The following is a 16,687-nucleotide window of genomic DNA, read 5'->3' on the forward strand; positions in this document are numbered from 1 at the left end:
CAGCTTAGCTTGGACGTCCCCGCAGTCAAAACGCATCTCGTACCGGGGTTGGTGCGATGGGACAAGGACGACTATTGATGACCAAGCTGCTTTCCGCAGCCGCTGTGGCGATGGCGCTTCCAGCGATGGCAAATGCGCATTTCCTGCTGGAATACACCGCTGACACCATGATCGACGCACCGGGGAATGTTCCGGTCAAGCTGATCTTTTGGCATCCGTTCTCGAACGGGCATGTCATGGATCTGGACAAGCCGCAGGAATTCTACGTGATCCACAACGGTCAGAAAACCGATCTGCTGGATACCCTGGAACCCGTACGTTTCACCGGCGGCGAAAACGAAGGCGCGGCATTCAAGGGTTATGTTCCCGTCAAACGGTCGGGCGACTATGTGTTGGTTACTGTTCCCCAGCCCTATTATGAGGAATCCGAGGATATCTATATCCAGCAGATCGCCAAGGCATTCCTGAACCGCAATGAACTGCCGACCGACTGGATGAACCCGGTGGGCCTGCCGGTTGAGATCATCCCGCTCAACAAACCAACCAACATCATCGCGGGTTCGACGTTTACAGGTCGGGTTATGGCCGAAGGCCAACCGGTTGCGGGTGCCGAGATCGAGATCGAGTACATGGCCGCAGAACCGGACATGGAAAGCGCGGCCGCTTCCGCCCCGTCGGTCTCGCCGATGCCGGGTGGTGCATTGGTCGCAACTTCGGATGATAACGGGTATTTCACGTTTGGCGTTCCAAAAGCCGGATATTGGGGATTTGCCGCACTCGGCGCCGGTCCCGTGACCAAACACAACGGCAAAGAACTAAGCCAGGACGCGGTCATCTGGATCCGCGCCTGGGATTTGGAGTAACCGTAGATGCACATCGTTGACGGAGCCTTGTCCAACCCGGTCGTGATCGGCGGAGCCGTCGCTGCTGCGGGTGGAATTGCCATGGGCCTCAGGTCGCTGGATCTTGATCGCATCCCCACTGCGGGGGTGCTGTCTGCCAGCTTTTTCGTGGCATCGCTGATCCATGTGCCGATTGGCCCTTCGTCAGTGCATCTGATCCTCAACGGAATGGCCGGGCTTTTGCTGGGCTGGGCCGCATTCCCGGCCCTGTTCGTCGGGCTTTTGCTGCAGGCCGTCTTCTTTGGCTTTGGCGGGTTGACGGTATTGGGGATCAACACCCTGAACATCGCGTTGCCCGCGGTTTTGGCCGGGCTGATCTTTGGCCGCCTGATCGCCCATGGCTCACCTCTGCAAGGTGCGATATGGGGCGGGGTCGGCGGTGCCTTTGCCATCGCCGCTACAACCGGCATGGTTGCGTTTTCACTGGCCTTGTCCGGGGATGCATTCCTGCCAGCGGCCAAGCTTGTTTTCTTTGCACATATTCCTGTCATGGCGATTGAGGCGATCCTGACCGGGTTCGCGGTTTTGCTGGCGCGCAAGGTCAAGCCCGAGCTGTTTGTCAAAGGAGCGGCCGCGTGAGGTACCTGGCGATCATTCTGGCGCTGTGCTGCGCACCCGCACCTGCCTTGGCGCATAAGGTCATAGCCGGAGTGTTTGAATCCGGTGACGCCATCGAAGGCGAAATCGGCTTTTCCAATGGTGACATGGCAAGCGGGGCCGAGGTCATCGTCAACGGCCCGGACGGAGCCGAGCTGGGCCGTATCGTAACAGATGCAGACGGGTTCTTTATCTACACGCCAAACGCGCCGGTGGCCCATACTTTCTTTGCAAACCTTGGTGCCGGGCATGTGGCCGAGGTCACCATGCCCGCTGCGGATGTCGCCCGGATCATGGGCGTTGAAGCGGAACCCGACACCGCGCCGACAAACGCACCTGCCCAGACAGCGGCGGTGCTCAGCGATGAACAACAACAGGTCATTGCCAGGGCCGTGCGGGATGAGCTGCGCCCGCTGCGTCGGGAAATAGCGGCTTACCGCGAACAAAATGACCTGCAAACTGTTCTGGGTGGGATCGGATATATCGTCGGTCTGTTTGGTCTGGGCTTTTACTTTGCGGCACGCCGCAAGCTGGCGGCCTGATGGCGCACGTTCTGGGGCAACAGGAAAGCACGCTGATCAAAGCGGGCGCGCAGCGGCGCGGCGCGATCAACCCGCTTGATCCAAGGATGCGGATCGTCATGGCGGTTGTCTTCGCGGTGGTGACTGTCGCGGTGTCCTCGCTGACAGCGCTGTGCGCGGCTTTGGCGGTGTCCCTTTCGCTTCTTGCCGCGTCGCGTCTGCCCTGGCGGAAAACGTTGAAACGCATGGCCATGATGGATGGGTTCATCCTTTTCATGCTGGTGCTGTTGCCATTCTCCATGCCCGGCGACCCGATGTTCACGCTCTGGGGGTTTCCCGCAAGCTGGCAGGGTTTCTGGAAAGCGGTCGAGATCGCCTTGACGGCCAACGCGGTCATCCTGTCCCTGATGGTGCTGGTCGGCACGATGGAGCCGGTCACGCTTGGCCACGCCCTGCACCGCCTGCGCTGCCCCGAAAAGCTGGTTCACCTTCTGATGTTCACCATCCGCTATATCGAGGTTCTGCGGGAAGAATACCTGCGCCTGCGCGCGGCCATGAAGGTACGCGGTTTTCGCCCGGCAACAAACTGGCACACCTATCGTAGTTTTGGCTATCTCGTGGGCATGATGCTGGTGCGCGCGATCGAAAGATCCGAACGCATACTTGATGCGATGAAATGCCGGGGGTTTTCAGGCCGTATGCTGCTGCTTCAGGACTTTGCCCTGACCCGAAGGGACATCGTTTTTGCCGCAGGTCTTGGTGCCCTTTGCGCGGGTCTGATCATACTGGATTTGGCATGACACTGATTGCGCTTGAAGATATCTGCTTTGCCTACCCTGGTCAGCCACCCGTTCTGGACGGTGCCAGCCTCAGCCTGTCCGCCGGTCAACGCCTGTCGCTGACGGGTCCGAACGGGGCGGGAAAATCGACCTTGCTGCGCATCACGCTTGGCTTGCAGCGCCCACGGTCCGGCACGGTCACGATTTTTGGTCAGCAAAGGGTGCAAGAGGCCGATTTTCACGACGTACGCCGCCGGGTGGGGCTTGTGTTTCAGGATGCGGATGATCAACTGTTCTGCCCGACCGTCGCCGAGGATATCGCCTTTGGCCCGCTCAACCTGGGCAGAACGCGCGACGAAGCGCTTGCTATCGTTGAAAACGTATTGAGTGATCTGGACCTGATGCATCTGAAGAACCGCATCACCCACAAATTGTCAGGGGGTGAAAAACGGCTGGTTACGCTGGCGACCGTTCTGGCGATGGAGCCCGAGGTTCTGCTGCTTGATGAACCCACCAACGCGCTGGACCCACGGAACGAGGCCCGGCTGCTGGAAATCCTCCGGGAATTGCCGCAAGCGATCCTTCTTGTCAGCCATTCCCCGGCCTTCCGTGCTGAACTGGCACCGGATGCGCTGGATTTGCGAGACGGAAAACTGGTTGCTGTCTGACAGGACCAATCCGGGTTCAGCCCTGCCGCTTCCGGCTCATAAGCCCATATCTGACCGCCCATGCCCGAAACGACAGACGTCTGCGCCGGTCCTGTTTCACCGGGTGTTTTGATTGCGCGCCACCTTTTCGGTTGAACTCGAAAACGTCGATGATGCGCTCGGCGCAACCGCAGGCTTCGCCCATGCCAACTTTGGCAAAGTAGAATTTTTCGAAACGTTCGGGGTTTTGCATGGCGCCCCTCCTGTTCAAGCGTAGCCGCAAAAGCCTAGTGCCGCCAAATCACTTTGCTGCGGCCACAGGGGGCTGCTATGGCGCGGCGAAGGCGCTTCCCGTCCAGACATTGTCCAGTTGATTGAAAACCGGCGAGGTGATGAGCATCTCGGCAGGGTACAGCAATTGCAGCTCATCCGCGAACCGCGTGACGCCGGGTACAAGCCCGGTGATGTTCTGCCACGCGGCCCAGCTGCCGGGATCGGACAGGCCGGTGGGATTGTCGGGATCAGCCGCCTGGTGCCAACCGGCCGCATTCAGGATCGGTGTAAGGGCAAAGCGCGCATCGTTGCTGTCAACCTCGGAACAGGCAGCAGCATCGCATTCCCAGCTTGTCCAGTCTGCCGCCGCGATGGTCCCGGCAATCGGGGCGGCGGCGTCGATAACCCGTGCCAGAACCTCGAACCCGCCACCCGCAGTCGGACGGCTGAGCGACAGGGGGTCGGTGGCCACGGCATGCAGTGCCGCGGTTGGTGCGAGGCTGAGGGTCCGACCGATCAAAGCCAGCTGTGCAATACCGTCGGTCACAGGCCCCGATCCGGCGGCCGGAAGGACCCTGACAGGTGTCAGGATCGGCACCGCGCCGCCACGTATCGCGATCTCCTGCAACGCATTGTCGAAGGCCGGAACGAAATCACTGCGGATCGTGAAGCTCAGCGGGAAACTGGCCTGCTGCGGACCTACGGGCCTTGCACCGTCGCGGGTGATGAAAGACATCGGCGGAACGGCTCCGGGCTGCGGCAGCGAAATCTGCGGTCCTGCAATACCCAAAGCAGCCGCGATCATTCGTGCGCGCTGTTCGGCCTCACCATACTCGCTCAGCAGATTGATATAGCCGCCGATCTCGGTGATGTTGCGCGGCGCAGGGATGCGCGATGGGGCAATATCGCCCGCAATGGCCAGCCTATGGGCAATCACCTCACGGGCACGCTGGATCGCCGGAGAGTTGGTCGTTTCAAGAATGTTGATGATCGCCTCGGCGAGGCTTTCATCGATTCCCGGTTTGTCCGTCACATTTGTGCTCGTGTCACTCATTGTCGTCCTCCGCAGGGGCGTTCAGGCCATTGAGGAAATCCAGCACCGACTGGCTGCCGGCCTTGGTCGCGCTGCCGTCATCAGCATCCGCATTTGCCTTGGTGAAGGCCCCGAAAAGCTTGGCCAGAAGCAGCGTGTTGGACGGGTTGGCCAAAGCCGTAGCCCCGCCGGGGAAATCCTTGAACAGGTTTTGAACGAAACCGACCCGGTTGCCATCCGGTTGCCCACCGATCAGCGCGGAAACACCCGAAGCGTTCTTGGCGATATCCTCAAACCCCTTGATCTTGGCGGCATTGCTGGCGTCGAATGCCTTCTTGTCAGCGGCGGCCTTCTTGGCCTCTTCCTCTTTGCGGGCGGCAGCGATTTCCTGACCTTTACCCGCAAGTTCCGTGGCCTTTCCAACCAGCTCCTTGGTCAGATCCGTCGCCGTGTCGATGGCCTTGTCACGCCCCGCAGCGACCGATTGCGTTTCAAGCGCCAGTTGCGCCTGCAACTCCTTCAGACCCGTCAGATCGGTTCCCGCCCGCGCAAGATCGGGCGCAGCCTTGAGGATTTCGGCCAGTTGCGACGTGGGCACAGCCTGGCCGGTGCCAATGTCGCCCCCTGCAATGGTCAGCGTGTTCGAAGGCTGGTTGTTCGGCAGGTCTGACGGCGCACGTGTACCAAAGATGGCGTCACTGTCAGCAGGCAGGACCGGCGCGTCGCCAACCGGTGGCGGTGTCGGGCTGTCCTGCCAGTTCCAGAAGCGGCGATGGTCGATCATCTCGCAGGAATTGCAGCGGCCCAGTACAGCCTCGCCCAACAGGCCCCTGGTCGGCAGCGAGATCGTGCGGCGCGGTGGTCGGAAGTCTTCGCGATGGAAGGCCAGAAGACTGTCCTGAATGTCACCGGTCCGCATCTCCATCCGGTCGGCCAGATCGGGCGGGATCGAGAACGGCATGATCATGGCATTGCCATAGAACCCCAACACCTTGTTCTGGACGGTGCTGAGCAGCGATATCTCGCTTGAGGCATCGTCCAGCCCGCCTTCCGGTACCCCTATGGTGAAACGCTCCAGCAGAATCGCACGTTCTTCGTCCGTCATGCTGGCCCAAATCACGCGGGAATAGCGAACGGTGTTGGCCACAATATGCTGGTACATTTCTTCGATGCGGCGCAGATCCCGGCGTGACAGAACGTCCGGCACTTCCTGCACCGAATAGGGCAGGGTGGCAGGCAGCGCCTGGAACGTATTGTCATCAACAACGGTCTGGGCGTTTTCGTTCATACGCGCCTCAAACTCGCTGACCATGGGCGGTCCTACCAGATCGTCAAAGTCCGAGCCCGAGATCGTGGTGCGAAGGCTGCGGTTGATATTGCGGGTGGCCCGATCCAGATCGTCGGCATCTTCCAGATTGGCCAGATGCTCCCAGATGTTGAAAATGTTGATGGGATCAGGACCGGTGTAGAACGAGTAGGCAAACGAACCCGTCCGCCTGCGCAGCTCAACACGTGCGATATCCGACCGCTCGACCGAACGGGGCAAAGCCACAGAGCCGGTATAGGTCCGGCGCTTGGTCGGATCACGCCGGGCATCAGCCAGCCGGACAAGCAGGTTCTCGCGTGTTTCCGCTGGCAGGTCATGCAGGTTGTCGATGTCGATCGGCGATCCGGTCAGCGGCACAGGTCCGACCCGGTCGCCATCCTGCGTGAAGATCACGACAGAAATGTCATCATTGGGCATGAACGTGCCCTGCGCCTCGAAACTGACGATGTCCTGTGCGACGCCGGGCGCGTTCTGCGGTGTTGCATCCTTGTCTGCATAAAACTCTTCCAGCAGCTTCAGTGCGCTGCGGAATCTGCGGCGGTTTCGGAACACGCGCCGGAACACTTCGGCATGGCGCAGGATGACCTTGTACCGGCTCAGCAATCCGGACCGGGTGACATTGCCCGGCAACTGATCGCCTTGCCCCAGACGGCGGAAGCGGATGAGTTGCATGGGCACAAAGACCACCAGCTGCACGCCCTCGATACGCGTTTCCAGAGAAAAGTCGCGCAGGACTTCGAACCATTGCATGGTCATTGCGTGGCAATGATTGCGGTTGGCCACGAATTTCGTTGTGGCCGTCCGCCGATCCGTCGCAGTTGCAGTGCGCACACTGGTCCGTGCCGAGTTACGCTTGACCGAAGCCGCCCGTTCAAGCGCGGCAGAGAATGTCTCATGGGTGTCGGACAGAAAATCGCGCGATGTGTTCTGCGTGTTGGACGAATTGCCGGAAGAATTCGAACTGGACCGTGCGCCGCTGAAGCCCACGCCGCCGACGATGGCCCCGATGCCTCCGAACAGGCCGCCACCAACGCCACCTGCGCCTCCGAAGCTCTTTGAAAAAGCGCGGGTCGAAAACGAAGACGTGCCCTGAATTACCTCATCCAGCGCGCTTTCAAACGTACTGTCAAAGGACGTGTCGCGGGCTTCCTCGAATTCCTGTTGCTCTTCAAATGTCAGGCTCTCTCGTTCACGTACGCTCAGTGTTTCGCGCTGTTCCGACACGACTATCCGCTGCTCTTCTCCCGGGGCAAGCGGCAGGGAATAGACCAGCCGACCCAAAGACATGCCAGCATGGACAGCCGTCGACCGCATCTTGGCAATATAGCCAAGCGCAAGGCTCGACGCTTTGGGCACATCCTGCGGCCGTTCTTCAAGATCTTCAAAGAAGTCTTCAATATCAATGGGTTCATCAATCGGAATTCGGTCCCGAAAATCCCAATCACCCCCGTCATTGTTGAGCGCGGCCAGAAGCGTTTCGGCGGACAGATTGGCCTGAGCAAAGGTTGTACCCGGAATAGTCGTCACAAAACGGCCACCGCCTATGGGGCGTGTTCGAACGATATTCTTGGGCCCGACGAGCGGATCAATCAGCCGGTACAGAACCGAATAGCGCCGCCGTGAAACCGTGCCGCCTTCGGTTCGGTACTCCGACGCGCAATCGCCCTCGCCCAGCACGATAGGGGCCTGCGTACCGGTGAAATCGGATATGTTTTCTTCAGCATCCTCGGGATCCACCGGCAGGATATCGGCCAGCTCGCCGACGATCGAACGCTGCAAAGGGAGGAGCGTGCGATCCAGCACCACAAGGCCCATTTCGCCGTCCAGCGCGTCAACGCGCGGCACGGCTTCTGTCAGGGTGGTGTTTTGACCCCTGATCCGCAACCGCAGGCCGTTCTGTGGCAGGCGAAGATTGGGCAGATCAAGCGAGAAGAGCCCGCGCGCGTCCGTGACGGCGGCTTTGACAGCCCACGAGAAATCCGCGTTGTCGATCCCTTCATTGGCGGTAAAGGTGGGGCGCAGGACCTCGACGATCACACGTTCGGCAGGTGTCCCGTCAGGGTTGATCAGTTCCCCCCGCAGTTTCGGAGCGAGGGTGGGAACGACCGCCCCCAGAAAGCCTCCGGCCAGATCTTCGCGAATGGTTGCAAGCTGGCGAAAAACTGCGCCTGTCGACTGAACACGCCGGTCAACCAGATCGTTGATCACTTCCGCAGAAAGCTCAACTCCAACACCGCGGCGCAATGCCTTGAGCTTTTCTGCCTCAACCCGCTTCTGATCCTCAACGCTGTGCGCACCAGCCGCGACAGTGCCGGAAATTTCCGCTGATATCGATGGGTTTGGCCGAAGATTTGGTATGGACAGCGTTATGCGCGGGGGCTCACTGCTGGAGTCGGACATGAACGTCACCTCTCGAGAAAGAGCTGAAAAAAACGAGATGTCAGAAAAAGAAGTCAAATCATTAAAGGTGACCCAAGGTAACATGTTTGGGGGATTCGCGGAAGCAACGCAGGGTTGTGCCTACCGCCACGCGCGGCAAAGCGCTCAGGACAAGCACCGTGTCTCTTGCTGCTGACGGTATCCAGAATTGGTCAGAGTTGGACGAATAACCTGCCCGGAAACACCGGCATCCAAATCGCCTTTGGTCTAGTTTCGTGACTGCTGAGACGAATAGAAATACGCAATGGCCTGCGTGCGGTTTTTGACACTCAGCTTTTCGTAGATGTTGGACAGGTGAAACTTGACCGTGTTTGTCGAAATCTGAAGTTCCTTCGACAGGTCCCGGTTCGACATTCCTTGGGCCAGCGCCTCCAGAATTGCGCGTTCCTTACGCGACAGACTCTGGATTGGGTCCTGTTGCATCTTCCGGATATCGATGAACGGGAATACCATCTTACCCGCTGCAACTTTGGCGCAGGTTTCCAGCAGACCCTCAACCTCGCCCGTGCGGGCGGCAAATCCAGCCGCACCCGCCTGCATCGCCAATCGCGGGACATCGCCGCCAGTGTCGCCATAAACGACAAAGCGCGGGGCGTTGGGCTGATCGCGCAGAACCTCAATCAGTTTGGCGGCCCCCAAAACCGGAAGTGTCCAGTCGACGACACCAACCTGAACGGGAACCCGCATCACCGTTCCCAGAAACCCTTCGGCCGTTGCTGACGTGGCCATCAGCGAGAATCGGGGGTCCCGCTCGAATATTTCGGACATGGCCGACAGAACCAGCGGGTTGCCGTCCGCCAGCATGATGTCGATGGGTTTGTTCGGTGTCTCAACCATATGATTTTGCCCCGATTCCGGAAAAACCTACCCATAAGGATAGGTCATTTCTTTGTATACCTTCGTATTTTTACCAAAACGGGTAGGTACTGCCCCATCCTATTGGCCATCCAAAAGCAGTAGTAAGTTACGTTGCGTCATAAGGCAAGCTCGCGTTTCCTGCTCGGTAACTTGACACAACGGGCCGCAATGCCCGGCCAACAGCCGAGGATGCCAGACCATGACTTTTCAGATTTTCCCTCCGCTCGAAATCCCTCAGACCCTCGCTGCGGGGCCGGGGCCGGGTAACACGGATGCCCGCGTCCTCAAGGCCTTTGCCAATGCAGGCGTTGCCGATCACATGCAGGGGGACGTCCTTAGGGGGATGGTCGAATGCAAGCACATGCTGCGGAAAATCTGGGGCACCCAAAACGTCTATACCTTTGCTGTTGCCGGCACCGGTTGGAGCGCCCTGGACACCATGTTTTCGGCTGTCATGCCTGGCGATAAGGTCGTTGCTTTTGCCAACGGGACATTCTCGGGGATCGACGCGCTGACCCTGCGGATCAAGGCGGCGACGCCCGAAGAACATGCAGCCAACCCGATGGCACCTCAGGCCGCCAGCGTCACCGTGATCGAGGTTCCGCACGGCCAGCCGGTCACCGGTGATCTGGTCGAAGCTACGCTGGCGCAGCACAAACCGAAATGGGCTTTCATGGCGCATTGGGAAACCGGATCGGGCCGCATCAATGACCTGCGCGGATTTTCCGACGCGTGCGAACGTCATGGCGCGATGGGTCTGATCGATGCGGTGTCGTCTCTGGGCGTCGATGACTTCTCGATAGACGATTTTCAGGGTATCGCCGGATGGGCGTCCTGCCCGCAGAAAGGTCTGTGCTGCCTGCCGCTGACCTATGCCCCTGTCAGCTTTACCGACGCCTATATCACCTCGCTGAAAACCACCGGTGCCTATACCTATGTGCACAATCCCATCTTTGAGGCCCGCCATTGGGGCATTGTCGATGGGCAGGATGTTGAAAAGGGCACCTATCACCGCACCCATTCGGGCTACGCCGTAGCGGCCTTCCATGAATCCCTGCGCCTGACCCTTCAGGAAGGTCTGGCCAAGCGGTCCGCGTCGTACAAGACGCACGAAAAGGTTCTGCGGGACGCCGTCACCGAAATGGGCTGCGAGGTCACCTCCGACATGCCCAGCCTGATCGTGCTGAACCTGCCCCCGGAACTGGCTGGCCGCGAGATGGAGCTGGTCCAGAACTGCCGCGCGCGCGGGTTTGGCATCTGGCCGACGCTCAGCGCACCTGTGCAGGTGCGCATCGGCATCCTCAACCAATTGAACCGCGACGCCGTCAGCCGGATTGTGCGCCTGTTCGCCGAAGCCATCCGAGAGCTGGGCGGAACGGTCGACCAAGACGCAATCGAAGACCTGCTGGAAAGCCGTTACGGCACCTCAATCGCTGCATAAACAGGAGCGGATCAGATGGATATTCACGAATACCAGGCAAAGGAAATTCTTTCGAATTTCGGTGTCGCCATACCGTCCGGCGCACTGGCCTACAGTCCGGAACAAGCGGCCTATCGGGCGCGTGAGCTGGGCGGTGACAAATGGATCGTCAAGGCGCAGGTCCATGCAGGCGGTCGCGGCAAGGCCGGAGGGGTCAAGCTGTGCAACACCGAAAACGAAATCTATCAGGCCTGCGATGACCTGTTTGGCCGCAAGCTGGTCACGCATCAGACCGGCCCCGAAGGCAAAGGCATCTATCGCGTCTATGTCGAAGCCGCCGTGCCGATTGATCGCGAGATCTATCTGGGTTTTGTCCTCGACCGGTCCAGCCAAAGGGTGATGATCGTGGCCTCGTCCGAGGGCGGGATGGAGATCGAGGATATCTCGGCTGACCGCCCGGAAAGCATCGTCCGCTCCATCGTGGAACCGGCGGTTGGGCTTCAGGAATTTCAGGCGCGCGAGATCGCATTCAATCTGGGGCTTGAACCCAGGCTGATCCAGCAAATGGTGCGTACATTGCAAGGCTGCTACGCCGCCTTTAGCGAGCTGGACGCGACAATGGTCGAGATCAACCCGTTGGTCATCACGGGTGACGACCGGGTGCTGGCGCTTGACGCCAAGATGAGCTTTGACGACAACGCACTGTTCCGCCATCCGCAAATCTCTGAACTGCGTGACAAAAGCCAGGAAGACCCGCGCGAAAGCCGCGCGGCCGACCGCGGATTGTCCTATGTCGGGCTGGACGGAAATATCGGCTGCATCGTCAATGGTGCTGGTCTGGCGATGGCCACGATGGACACGATCAAGCTGGCTGGTGGCGAGCCTGCAAACTTCCTCGACATCGGCGGCGGGGCCTCGCCCGAACGTGTGGCCAAGGCGTTTCGTCTGGTCCTGTCAGACGACAATGTTCAGGCCATTCTGGTCAACATCTTCGCCGGTATCAACCGCTGCGACTGGGTGGCCGAAGGCGTCGTTCAGGCGCTGCGGGAACTTGACCTCGATCTGCCCGTCGTCGTGCGGCTGGCTGGAACAAACGTCGAAGAGGGTCAGAAGATTCTGGCCAAGTCCGGCCTGCCGATCATTCGCGCCACAACGCTGATGGAGGCGGCAGAACGCGCTGTTGGCGCATGGAAAAACGACCTAACTCAAGGCACCAAGATGAGGGCTGTGAAATGAGCATTCTTCTCGACCGTGACTCTCGCGTCATCGTGCAAGGCATCACCGGCCGCATGGCCCGGTTCCATACCAAGGACATGTTGAACTATGGCACCAATGTCGTGGGCGGCGTCGTACCCGGCAAAGGCGGGGAAACCGTCGAAGGTGTTCCGGTCTTTGACACCGTCAAACAGGCTGTCGAGGCGACCGGCGCGGATGCCAGCCTTGTTTTTGTGCCCCCGCCATTTGCGGCTGATTCAATCATGGAAGCAGCAGATGCCGGTATCCGCTACTGCGTCTGCATCACCGACGGGATTCCGGCGCAGGACATGATCCGGGTGAAACGGTACATGTACCGCTATCCGAAAGAGAAACGCATGGTGCTGACCGGGCCGAACTGTGCCGGTACGATCTCGCCCGGAAAGGCGTTGCTGGGCATCATGCCGGGTCACATCTATCTGCCCGGCCATGTCGGCATCATCGGCCGCTCGGGCACGCTGGGCTATGAGGCTGCGGCGCAGCTGAAAGAACGCGGCATCGGTGTCTCGACCAGTGTCGGGATTGGTGGCGACCCGATCAACGGGTCATCCTTCAAGGACATCCTGCAGCGGTTCGAAGAAGACGAGGACACCCATGTCATCGCCATGATCGGCGAGATCGGCGGCCCACAGGAAGCTGAGGCTGCCGAATACATCCGCGACCACATCACCAAGCCGGTGATTGCCTATGTCGCGGGTCTGACCGCTCCGAAGGGCCGCACCATGGGCCACGCGGGTGCGATCATCTCGGCCTTTGGCGAAAGCGCCAGCGAAAAGGTCGAGATCCTGTCCGCCGCCGGGGTGACCGTTGCCGAAAACCCCGCGGTGATCGGTGAAACAATTGCCCGTGTGATGGAGGCCGCGTGATGGTCAAACCCTCGGTTCTTGTGACCCGTCGCTGGCCTGCCGCCGTCGAGGCGCAACTGGCCGAGAATTACAACGCTGTTCTGAACACCGGGGACAAACCCATGTCCCCGGCCGAAATTCGCCAAGCCTTGAAAACTTACGACGCGGTACTGCCAACTGTAACGGACACACTGAGCGCCGAGGCAATGGACGTCCCTGGTGCGCAGACCAAAATACTGGCCAATTACGGTGTCGGATACAGCCACATCTGCGAACCTTCGGCGCGTGAGCTGGGCATGACCGTGACCAACACGCCCGATGTTCTGTCCGAATGCACCGCCGATATCGCCATGACCCTGCTGCTGATGGTGGCGCGGCGCGCGGGCGAAGGTGAACGCGAGCTGCGGTCCGGCACCTGGACCGGATGGCGGCCCACGCATCTGGTTGGAACCAAGGTCAGCGGCAAAACGCTGGGCATTATCGGCTATGGCCGCATCGGGCAAGAGATGGCCCGCCGTGCGCATCATGGCTTCGGCATGGATATCCTCGTCTACAACCGCAGTCAGATAGCGCCGGACGTGCTGGCCAGGTGCAATGCAACGCAGGTGGCCTCGATTGACGACTTGCTGCCGCAATGCGACTTTGTCTCGCTGCATTGCCCCGGCGGGGCTGACAACCGGCATCTGATCAACGCGCGCAGACTGGGCCTGATGAAGCCCGCCGCCTTTCTGATCAATACCGCGCGCGGTGAGGTGATCGACGAATGGGCGCTGATCCAGGCCCTGATGTTCGAGATGATCGGCGGAGCCGCGCTGGACGTGTTCGATGGTGAACCCCGTATCAGCCCGGACCTGCTGCAATGCGACAACCTCGTGATGCTGCCACATCTGGGCAGCGCCACCCGCGAAGCGCGCGAGGCGATGGGGTTTCGGGTTCTCGATAACCTGAATGATTTCTTTGAAGGCCGCGAACCCCGGGACCGCGTGATCTGATGCAAGCGCTGGCCCCGAATATGCAGCCCACCCCCAACCCCTCGGGCTATGCCGAAGGGTTGCGCTCGGAATTGCGGGCGTTGTGGCGGAATATATTGCTGAAACGGGCGCCACATGTGGCGGCATGGGCCGAGGCCACGCCGCTGCAAGCCATTCCCACGGGACCCGAGGCAACGCCGTATTTGCAGGCCCTTTCGATCTGGTTCCAACTGTTGCGCATCATCGATGAAAACGCCGAAGTTCGGGATCGTCGACTGACCGAAACCCAAAACGGCGCAGAAGCGGTAGAAGGCGGTTTTGCCGAAGCCCTGACAGACTTGTCGCTGACGTACAGTCAGGTGGAAAAGCTGACCGCTGACCTGTGTACCGGTCCCACCCTGACCGCGCATCCGACCGAGGCCAAGCGGGTAACGGTTCTGGAAATTCACCGGCGTATCTACCGCAACCTCGTCAGTCTTGAAACGCACCGCTGGACTCCGACCGAACACGCCGAATTGTTGAATGGTCTGGAGGGAGAGATTGATCTCTTGTGGCTGACCGGCGAACTTCGCCTGTCGCGCCCAAGCCTGCACGACGAGATCGAATGGGGGTTGCAGTTCTTCCGCGATGCAATCTTTGACGCCGTGCCGCAGGTTATGGGCCGCTTCGATCAGGCTTGCCTGCAAGTGCTGGGCCGTACGCTGAGTGAAACACCCGATATCCGCTTTCACAGCTGGATCGGCGGCGACCGGGATGGCAACCCGAATGTCACGACCGAGATGACCGCATTGGCGCTGAAACGCGGTCGCGAAACAGTTCTGGATCTTTACCGCCAGGCTCTCGAACGTGCCGCAAGCAGGTTGAGCATCAGCGCGCTGATATTGCCCTTACCTGAGCCTGTCAGGACGCAAGTACAAGCGATAGTCGACCGGGCCCCGACCGCCGGGCGCAATCGGAACGAACCATTCAGGCAAGCACTCAATGCCATTCGTTATCGGCTGACAAACAACGGATATGATCACATCTCGCAATTCGTAGGCGATCTCGACACGCTTGATACCGCTTTATGTGCGGTCAACGCGGATATTCTGGCGCGGCAGCATATCCGTCCGCTGCGCCGAGCTGCTTCGGTTTTCGGGTTACGGACCACAACGCTGGACATCCGCCAGAATTCGACCGTCACAACCGACGTTCTGGCCGAAATCTGGTCGCATAGCGGAAAGGTGCCGGTTTACGGCACAGCCGAATGGTCTGCCCGCTTGCGAACCGAACTGGCCGATCAGAACCTGCCCTATCAAAACCGCGACGCGTTAAGCGATCAGGCGCGGGAACTGCTTGCTCTTCTGGCTCTGGTCTATAGCGTTCGATCGGGACCGGACCCCAGGGCAATAGGGCCCTTCATCCTGTCCATGACCCGTTCGGCCGACGACATTCTCGGTATCTACCTATTGGCCCGCTATGCCGGGTTTGGCTCCGAAACTTTGGATCTTTCGGTAGTCCCATTGTTCGAGACGATTGCCGATTTGCGAAATGCCCCATCGATCCTGCTGGACGTTCTGGCTGTCCCGCTTGCCCGTCGCAGCCTCAAAACCGACGGTCGGGTAATCGAGGTGATGCTGGGATATTCGGACAGCGGCAAGGACGGGGGCTATTTCTGCTCAACATGGGAGTTGGAGCGCGCCCAACGCCGGATCGTCTCGGCGCTGGCCTCGCAAGGTTTCAAGGTCACGTTTTTCCATGGTCGCGGCGGTTCGGTTAGTCGGGGCGGTGCACCGACCGGACGCGCCATCGCCGCGCAGCCCAGCGGAACAGTTGCCGGGCGGCTGCGCGTGACCGAACAGGGCGAGGTGGTTTCGGCCAAATATGCCAACCGGGGCACGGCTGCGGCGCATCTGGAGTTGTTGCTGTCAAGCACGATGCGCCATACGGCGACCCTTGACGAGGCGCCTTCACGGCCTGAATTTGATGACGCATTGGATGCTTTGTCAGAGTTGTCACAGACAGCCTATGTCTCGCTTTTGCAGATGCCGGGTTTTCTGGACTATTTCCAGCAGGCGAGCCCCGTCCAAGAACTTGCCCGCCTGAAAATGGGATCCCGCCCGACCCGCCGGTTTGGCGCGGCCAGTCTGGATGACCTGCGGGCCATTCCATGGGTCTTTGCGTGGTCGCAGAACCGCCACCTGATCACCGGCTGGTACGGGTTCGGCACCGCCATGGCCAGTTTTCGCAAGTTTCGCGGCGCGCGCGGTGATGACGTGTTGCACGACATGTTTCGACACTCCCGCCTGTTCCGCCTTGCCGTCGATGAGATGGAAAAATCGCTCTATCAGACGGATATGGAAATCGCAGCGCAGTATGGCGAATTGGTCTCTGATATCGAGATCCGCCAACGTGTATCGCAGGTGATCAAGGCGGAATACGATCGTGCCTGCAAAGCGATCCGGTTTCTGACCGGTGGCCAGGTCATCGGCCATCGCTTTCCCCGCCTTTGCGAGAGGTTTGACCGCAAACAGGCCGAATTGGCCCGCATTCATGCTCTTCAGGTCGAACTGCTGCAACACGCCCGCAACGAACCGCAGGCAGGGTCAGTTCCCGTGCCCCTGCTGCAATCCATGAACGCCATTTCCGCTGGCCTTGGCTGGACCGGCTAACCATTTTCAGGAGACCAAAACTGTGAACGCCCCGCATCGAACAGATGGATTTTTCACCCAGTCCTTGTCGGACCGCGACCCTGAGCTTTTTGGCTCGATCCGGTCTGAGCTGGGTCGTCAGCGCGACGAGATCGAGCTGATTGCGTCCGAGAACATCGTCTCTGCCGCCG

15 protein-coding genes and 1 pseudogene are annotated in these 16,687 nt (G+C 59.9%); 12 read left to right on the forward strand and 4 right to left on the reverse strand.

Annotated elements, in window-relative coordinates; translation table 11 throughout:
• Positions 1–77 precede the first annotated feature (77 nt).
• From ACR0M3_RS18590 to ACR0M3_RS18610, 5 genes are read left to right on the forward strand one after another with little or no spacing between them, the layout of a single operon-like run.
• The gene (locus tag ACR0M3_RS18590) at positions 78–863 is read left to right on the forward strand and encodes a DUF4198 domain-containing protein (RefSeq protein ID WP_480489238.1); all 786 of its coding nucleotides are present in this window, start codon (positions 78–80) and stop codon (positions 861–863) included.
• Between the two features lie 6 nt (positions 864–869).
• The gene (gene cbiM / locus ACR0M3_RS18595; protein ID WP_480484878.1) at positions 870–1,481 is read left to right on the forward strand and encodes a cobalt transporter CbiM; all 612 of its coding nucleotides are present in this window, start codon (positions 870–872) and stop codon (positions 1,479–1,481) included.
• The gene (locus ACR0M3_RS18600; RefSeq protein ID WP_480484877.1) at positions 1,478–2,041 is read left to right on the forward strand and encodes a cobalt ABC transporter permease; all 564 of its coding nucleotides are present in this window, start codon (positions 1,478–1,480) and stop codon (positions 2,039–2,041) included. Before cbiM ends, ACR0M3_RS18600 begins: the two co-directional genes overlap by 4 nt.
• Positions 2,041–2,820, forward strand: coding sequence for a cobalt ECF transporter T component CbiQ (gene cbiQ / locus ACR0M3_RS18605; protein WP_480484876.1), 780 nt, complete (start codon positions 2,041–2,043; stop codon positions 2,818–2,820). Before ACR0M3_RS18600 ends, cbiQ begins: the two co-directional genes overlap by 1 nt.
• A complete protein-coding gene (locus ACR0M3_RS18610; RefSeq protein WP_480484875.1) occupies positions 2,817–3,467 on the forward strand; it encodes an energy-coupling factor ABC transporter ATP-binding protein in 651 nt (216 codons plus the stop codon). The genes cbiQ and ACR0M3_RS18610 overlap by 4 nt, the downstream gene beginning before the upstream one ends.
• Positions 3,468–3,483: 16 nt before the next feature.
• On the opposite strand, the gene ACR0M3_RS18615 is transcribed toward ACR0M3_RS18610, so the two are convergent.
• From ACR0M3_RS18615 to ACR0M3_RS18625, 3 genes are all read right to left on the reverse strand, one after another.
• A complete protein-coding gene (locus tag ACR0M3_RS18615) occupies positions 3,484–3,699 on the reverse strand; it encodes a hypothetical protein (RefSeq protein ID WP_480484874.1) in 216 nt (71 codons plus the stop codon).
• 75 nt (positions 3,700–3,774) lie between these two features.
• On the reverse strand, positions 3,775–4,773 hold the full coding sequence (locus ACR0M3_RS18620; protein WP_480912106.1) for a hypothetical protein: 999 nt from the start codon (positions 4,771–4,773) through the stop codon (positions 3,775–3,777).
• Entirely contained in the window at positions 4,766–8,479 is a 3,714-nt protein-coding gene (locus ACR0M3_RS18625; protein WP_480912108.1) for a hypothetical protein, read from the reverse strand. Before ACR0M3_RS18625 ends, ACR0M3_RS18620 begins: the two co-directional genes overlap by 8 nt.
• Here ACR0M3_RS18625 and ACR0M3_RS18630 point away from each other — a divergent pair.
• Positions 8,478–8,654 carry a hypothetical protein gene (locus ACR0M3_RS18630; protein ID WP_480539983.1) on the forward strand — a complete coding sequence of 59 codons (177 nt, stop codon included), beginning with the start codon at positions 8,478–8,480 and terminating at the stop codon, positions 8,652–8,654. The genes ACR0M3_RS18625 and ACR0M3_RS18630 overlap by 2 nt on opposite strands.
• Before the next feature lie 71 nt (positions 8,655–8,725).
• Here ACR0M3_RS18630 and ACR0M3_RS18635 read toward each other — a convergent pair whose 3' ends face one another.
• Positions 8,726–9,355, reverse strand: a complete 630-nt coding sequence (locus ACR0M3_RS18635) for a response regulator transcription factor (RefSeq protein WP_267365646.1) — start codon at positions 9,353–9,355, stop codon at positions 8,726–8,728.
• 220 nt (positions 9,356–9,575) lie between these two features.
• On the opposite strand from ACR0M3_RS18635, the gene ACR0M3_RS18640 reads away from it, so the two are divergent.
• From ACR0M3_RS18640 to glyA, 6 genes and pseudogenes are all read left to right on the forward strand, one after another.
• Positions 9,576–10,817 (forward strand): pyridoxal-phosphate-dependent aminotransferase family protein, encoded by a 1,242-nt coding sequence (locus tag ACR0M3_RS18640; protein WP_480912110.1) that lies wholly within the window; start codon positions 9,576–9,578, stop codon positions 10,815–10,817.
• Positions 10,818–10,832: 15 nt separating this feature from the next.
• Positions 10,833–12,032, forward strand: coding sequence for a malate--CoA ligase subunit beta (locus tag ACR0M3_RS18645; RefSeq protein ID WP_267365650.1), 1,200 nt, complete (start codon positions 10,833–10,835; stop codon positions 12,030–12,032).
• The gene (gene sucD / locus ACR0M3_RS18650) at positions 12,029–12,916 is read left to right on the forward strand and encodes a succinate--CoA ligase subunit alpha (protein ID WP_209508187.1); all 888 of its coding nucleotides are present in this window, start codon (positions 12,029–12,031) and stop codon (positions 12,914–12,916) included. The genes ACR0M3_RS18645 and sucD overlap by 4 nt, the downstream gene beginning before the upstream one ends.
• Positions 12,916–13,887: a 2-hydroxyacid dehydrogenase gene (locus ACR0M3_RS18655; protein ID WP_480521300.1), complete on the forward strand. Its 972-nt coding sequence runs from the start codon at positions 12,916–12,918 to the stop codon at positions 13,885–13,887. Before sucD ends, ACR0M3_RS18655 begins: the two co-directional genes overlap by 1 nt.
• Entirely contained in the window at positions 13,887–16,517 is a 2,631-nt protein-coding gene (locus ACR0M3_RS18660) for a phosphoenolpyruvate carboxylase (protein WP_480912113.1), read from the forward strand. Before ACR0M3_RS18655 ends, ACR0M3_RS18660 begins: the two co-directional genes overlap by 1 nt.
• Before the next feature lie 22 nt (positions 16,518–16,539).
• A pseudogene (gene glyA, locus ACR0M3_RS18665) lies at positions 16,540–16,687 on the forward strand (serine hydroxymethyltransferase); the annotation flags it as partial.

This window comes from Ruegeria sp. O5, from assembly GCF_056535105.1.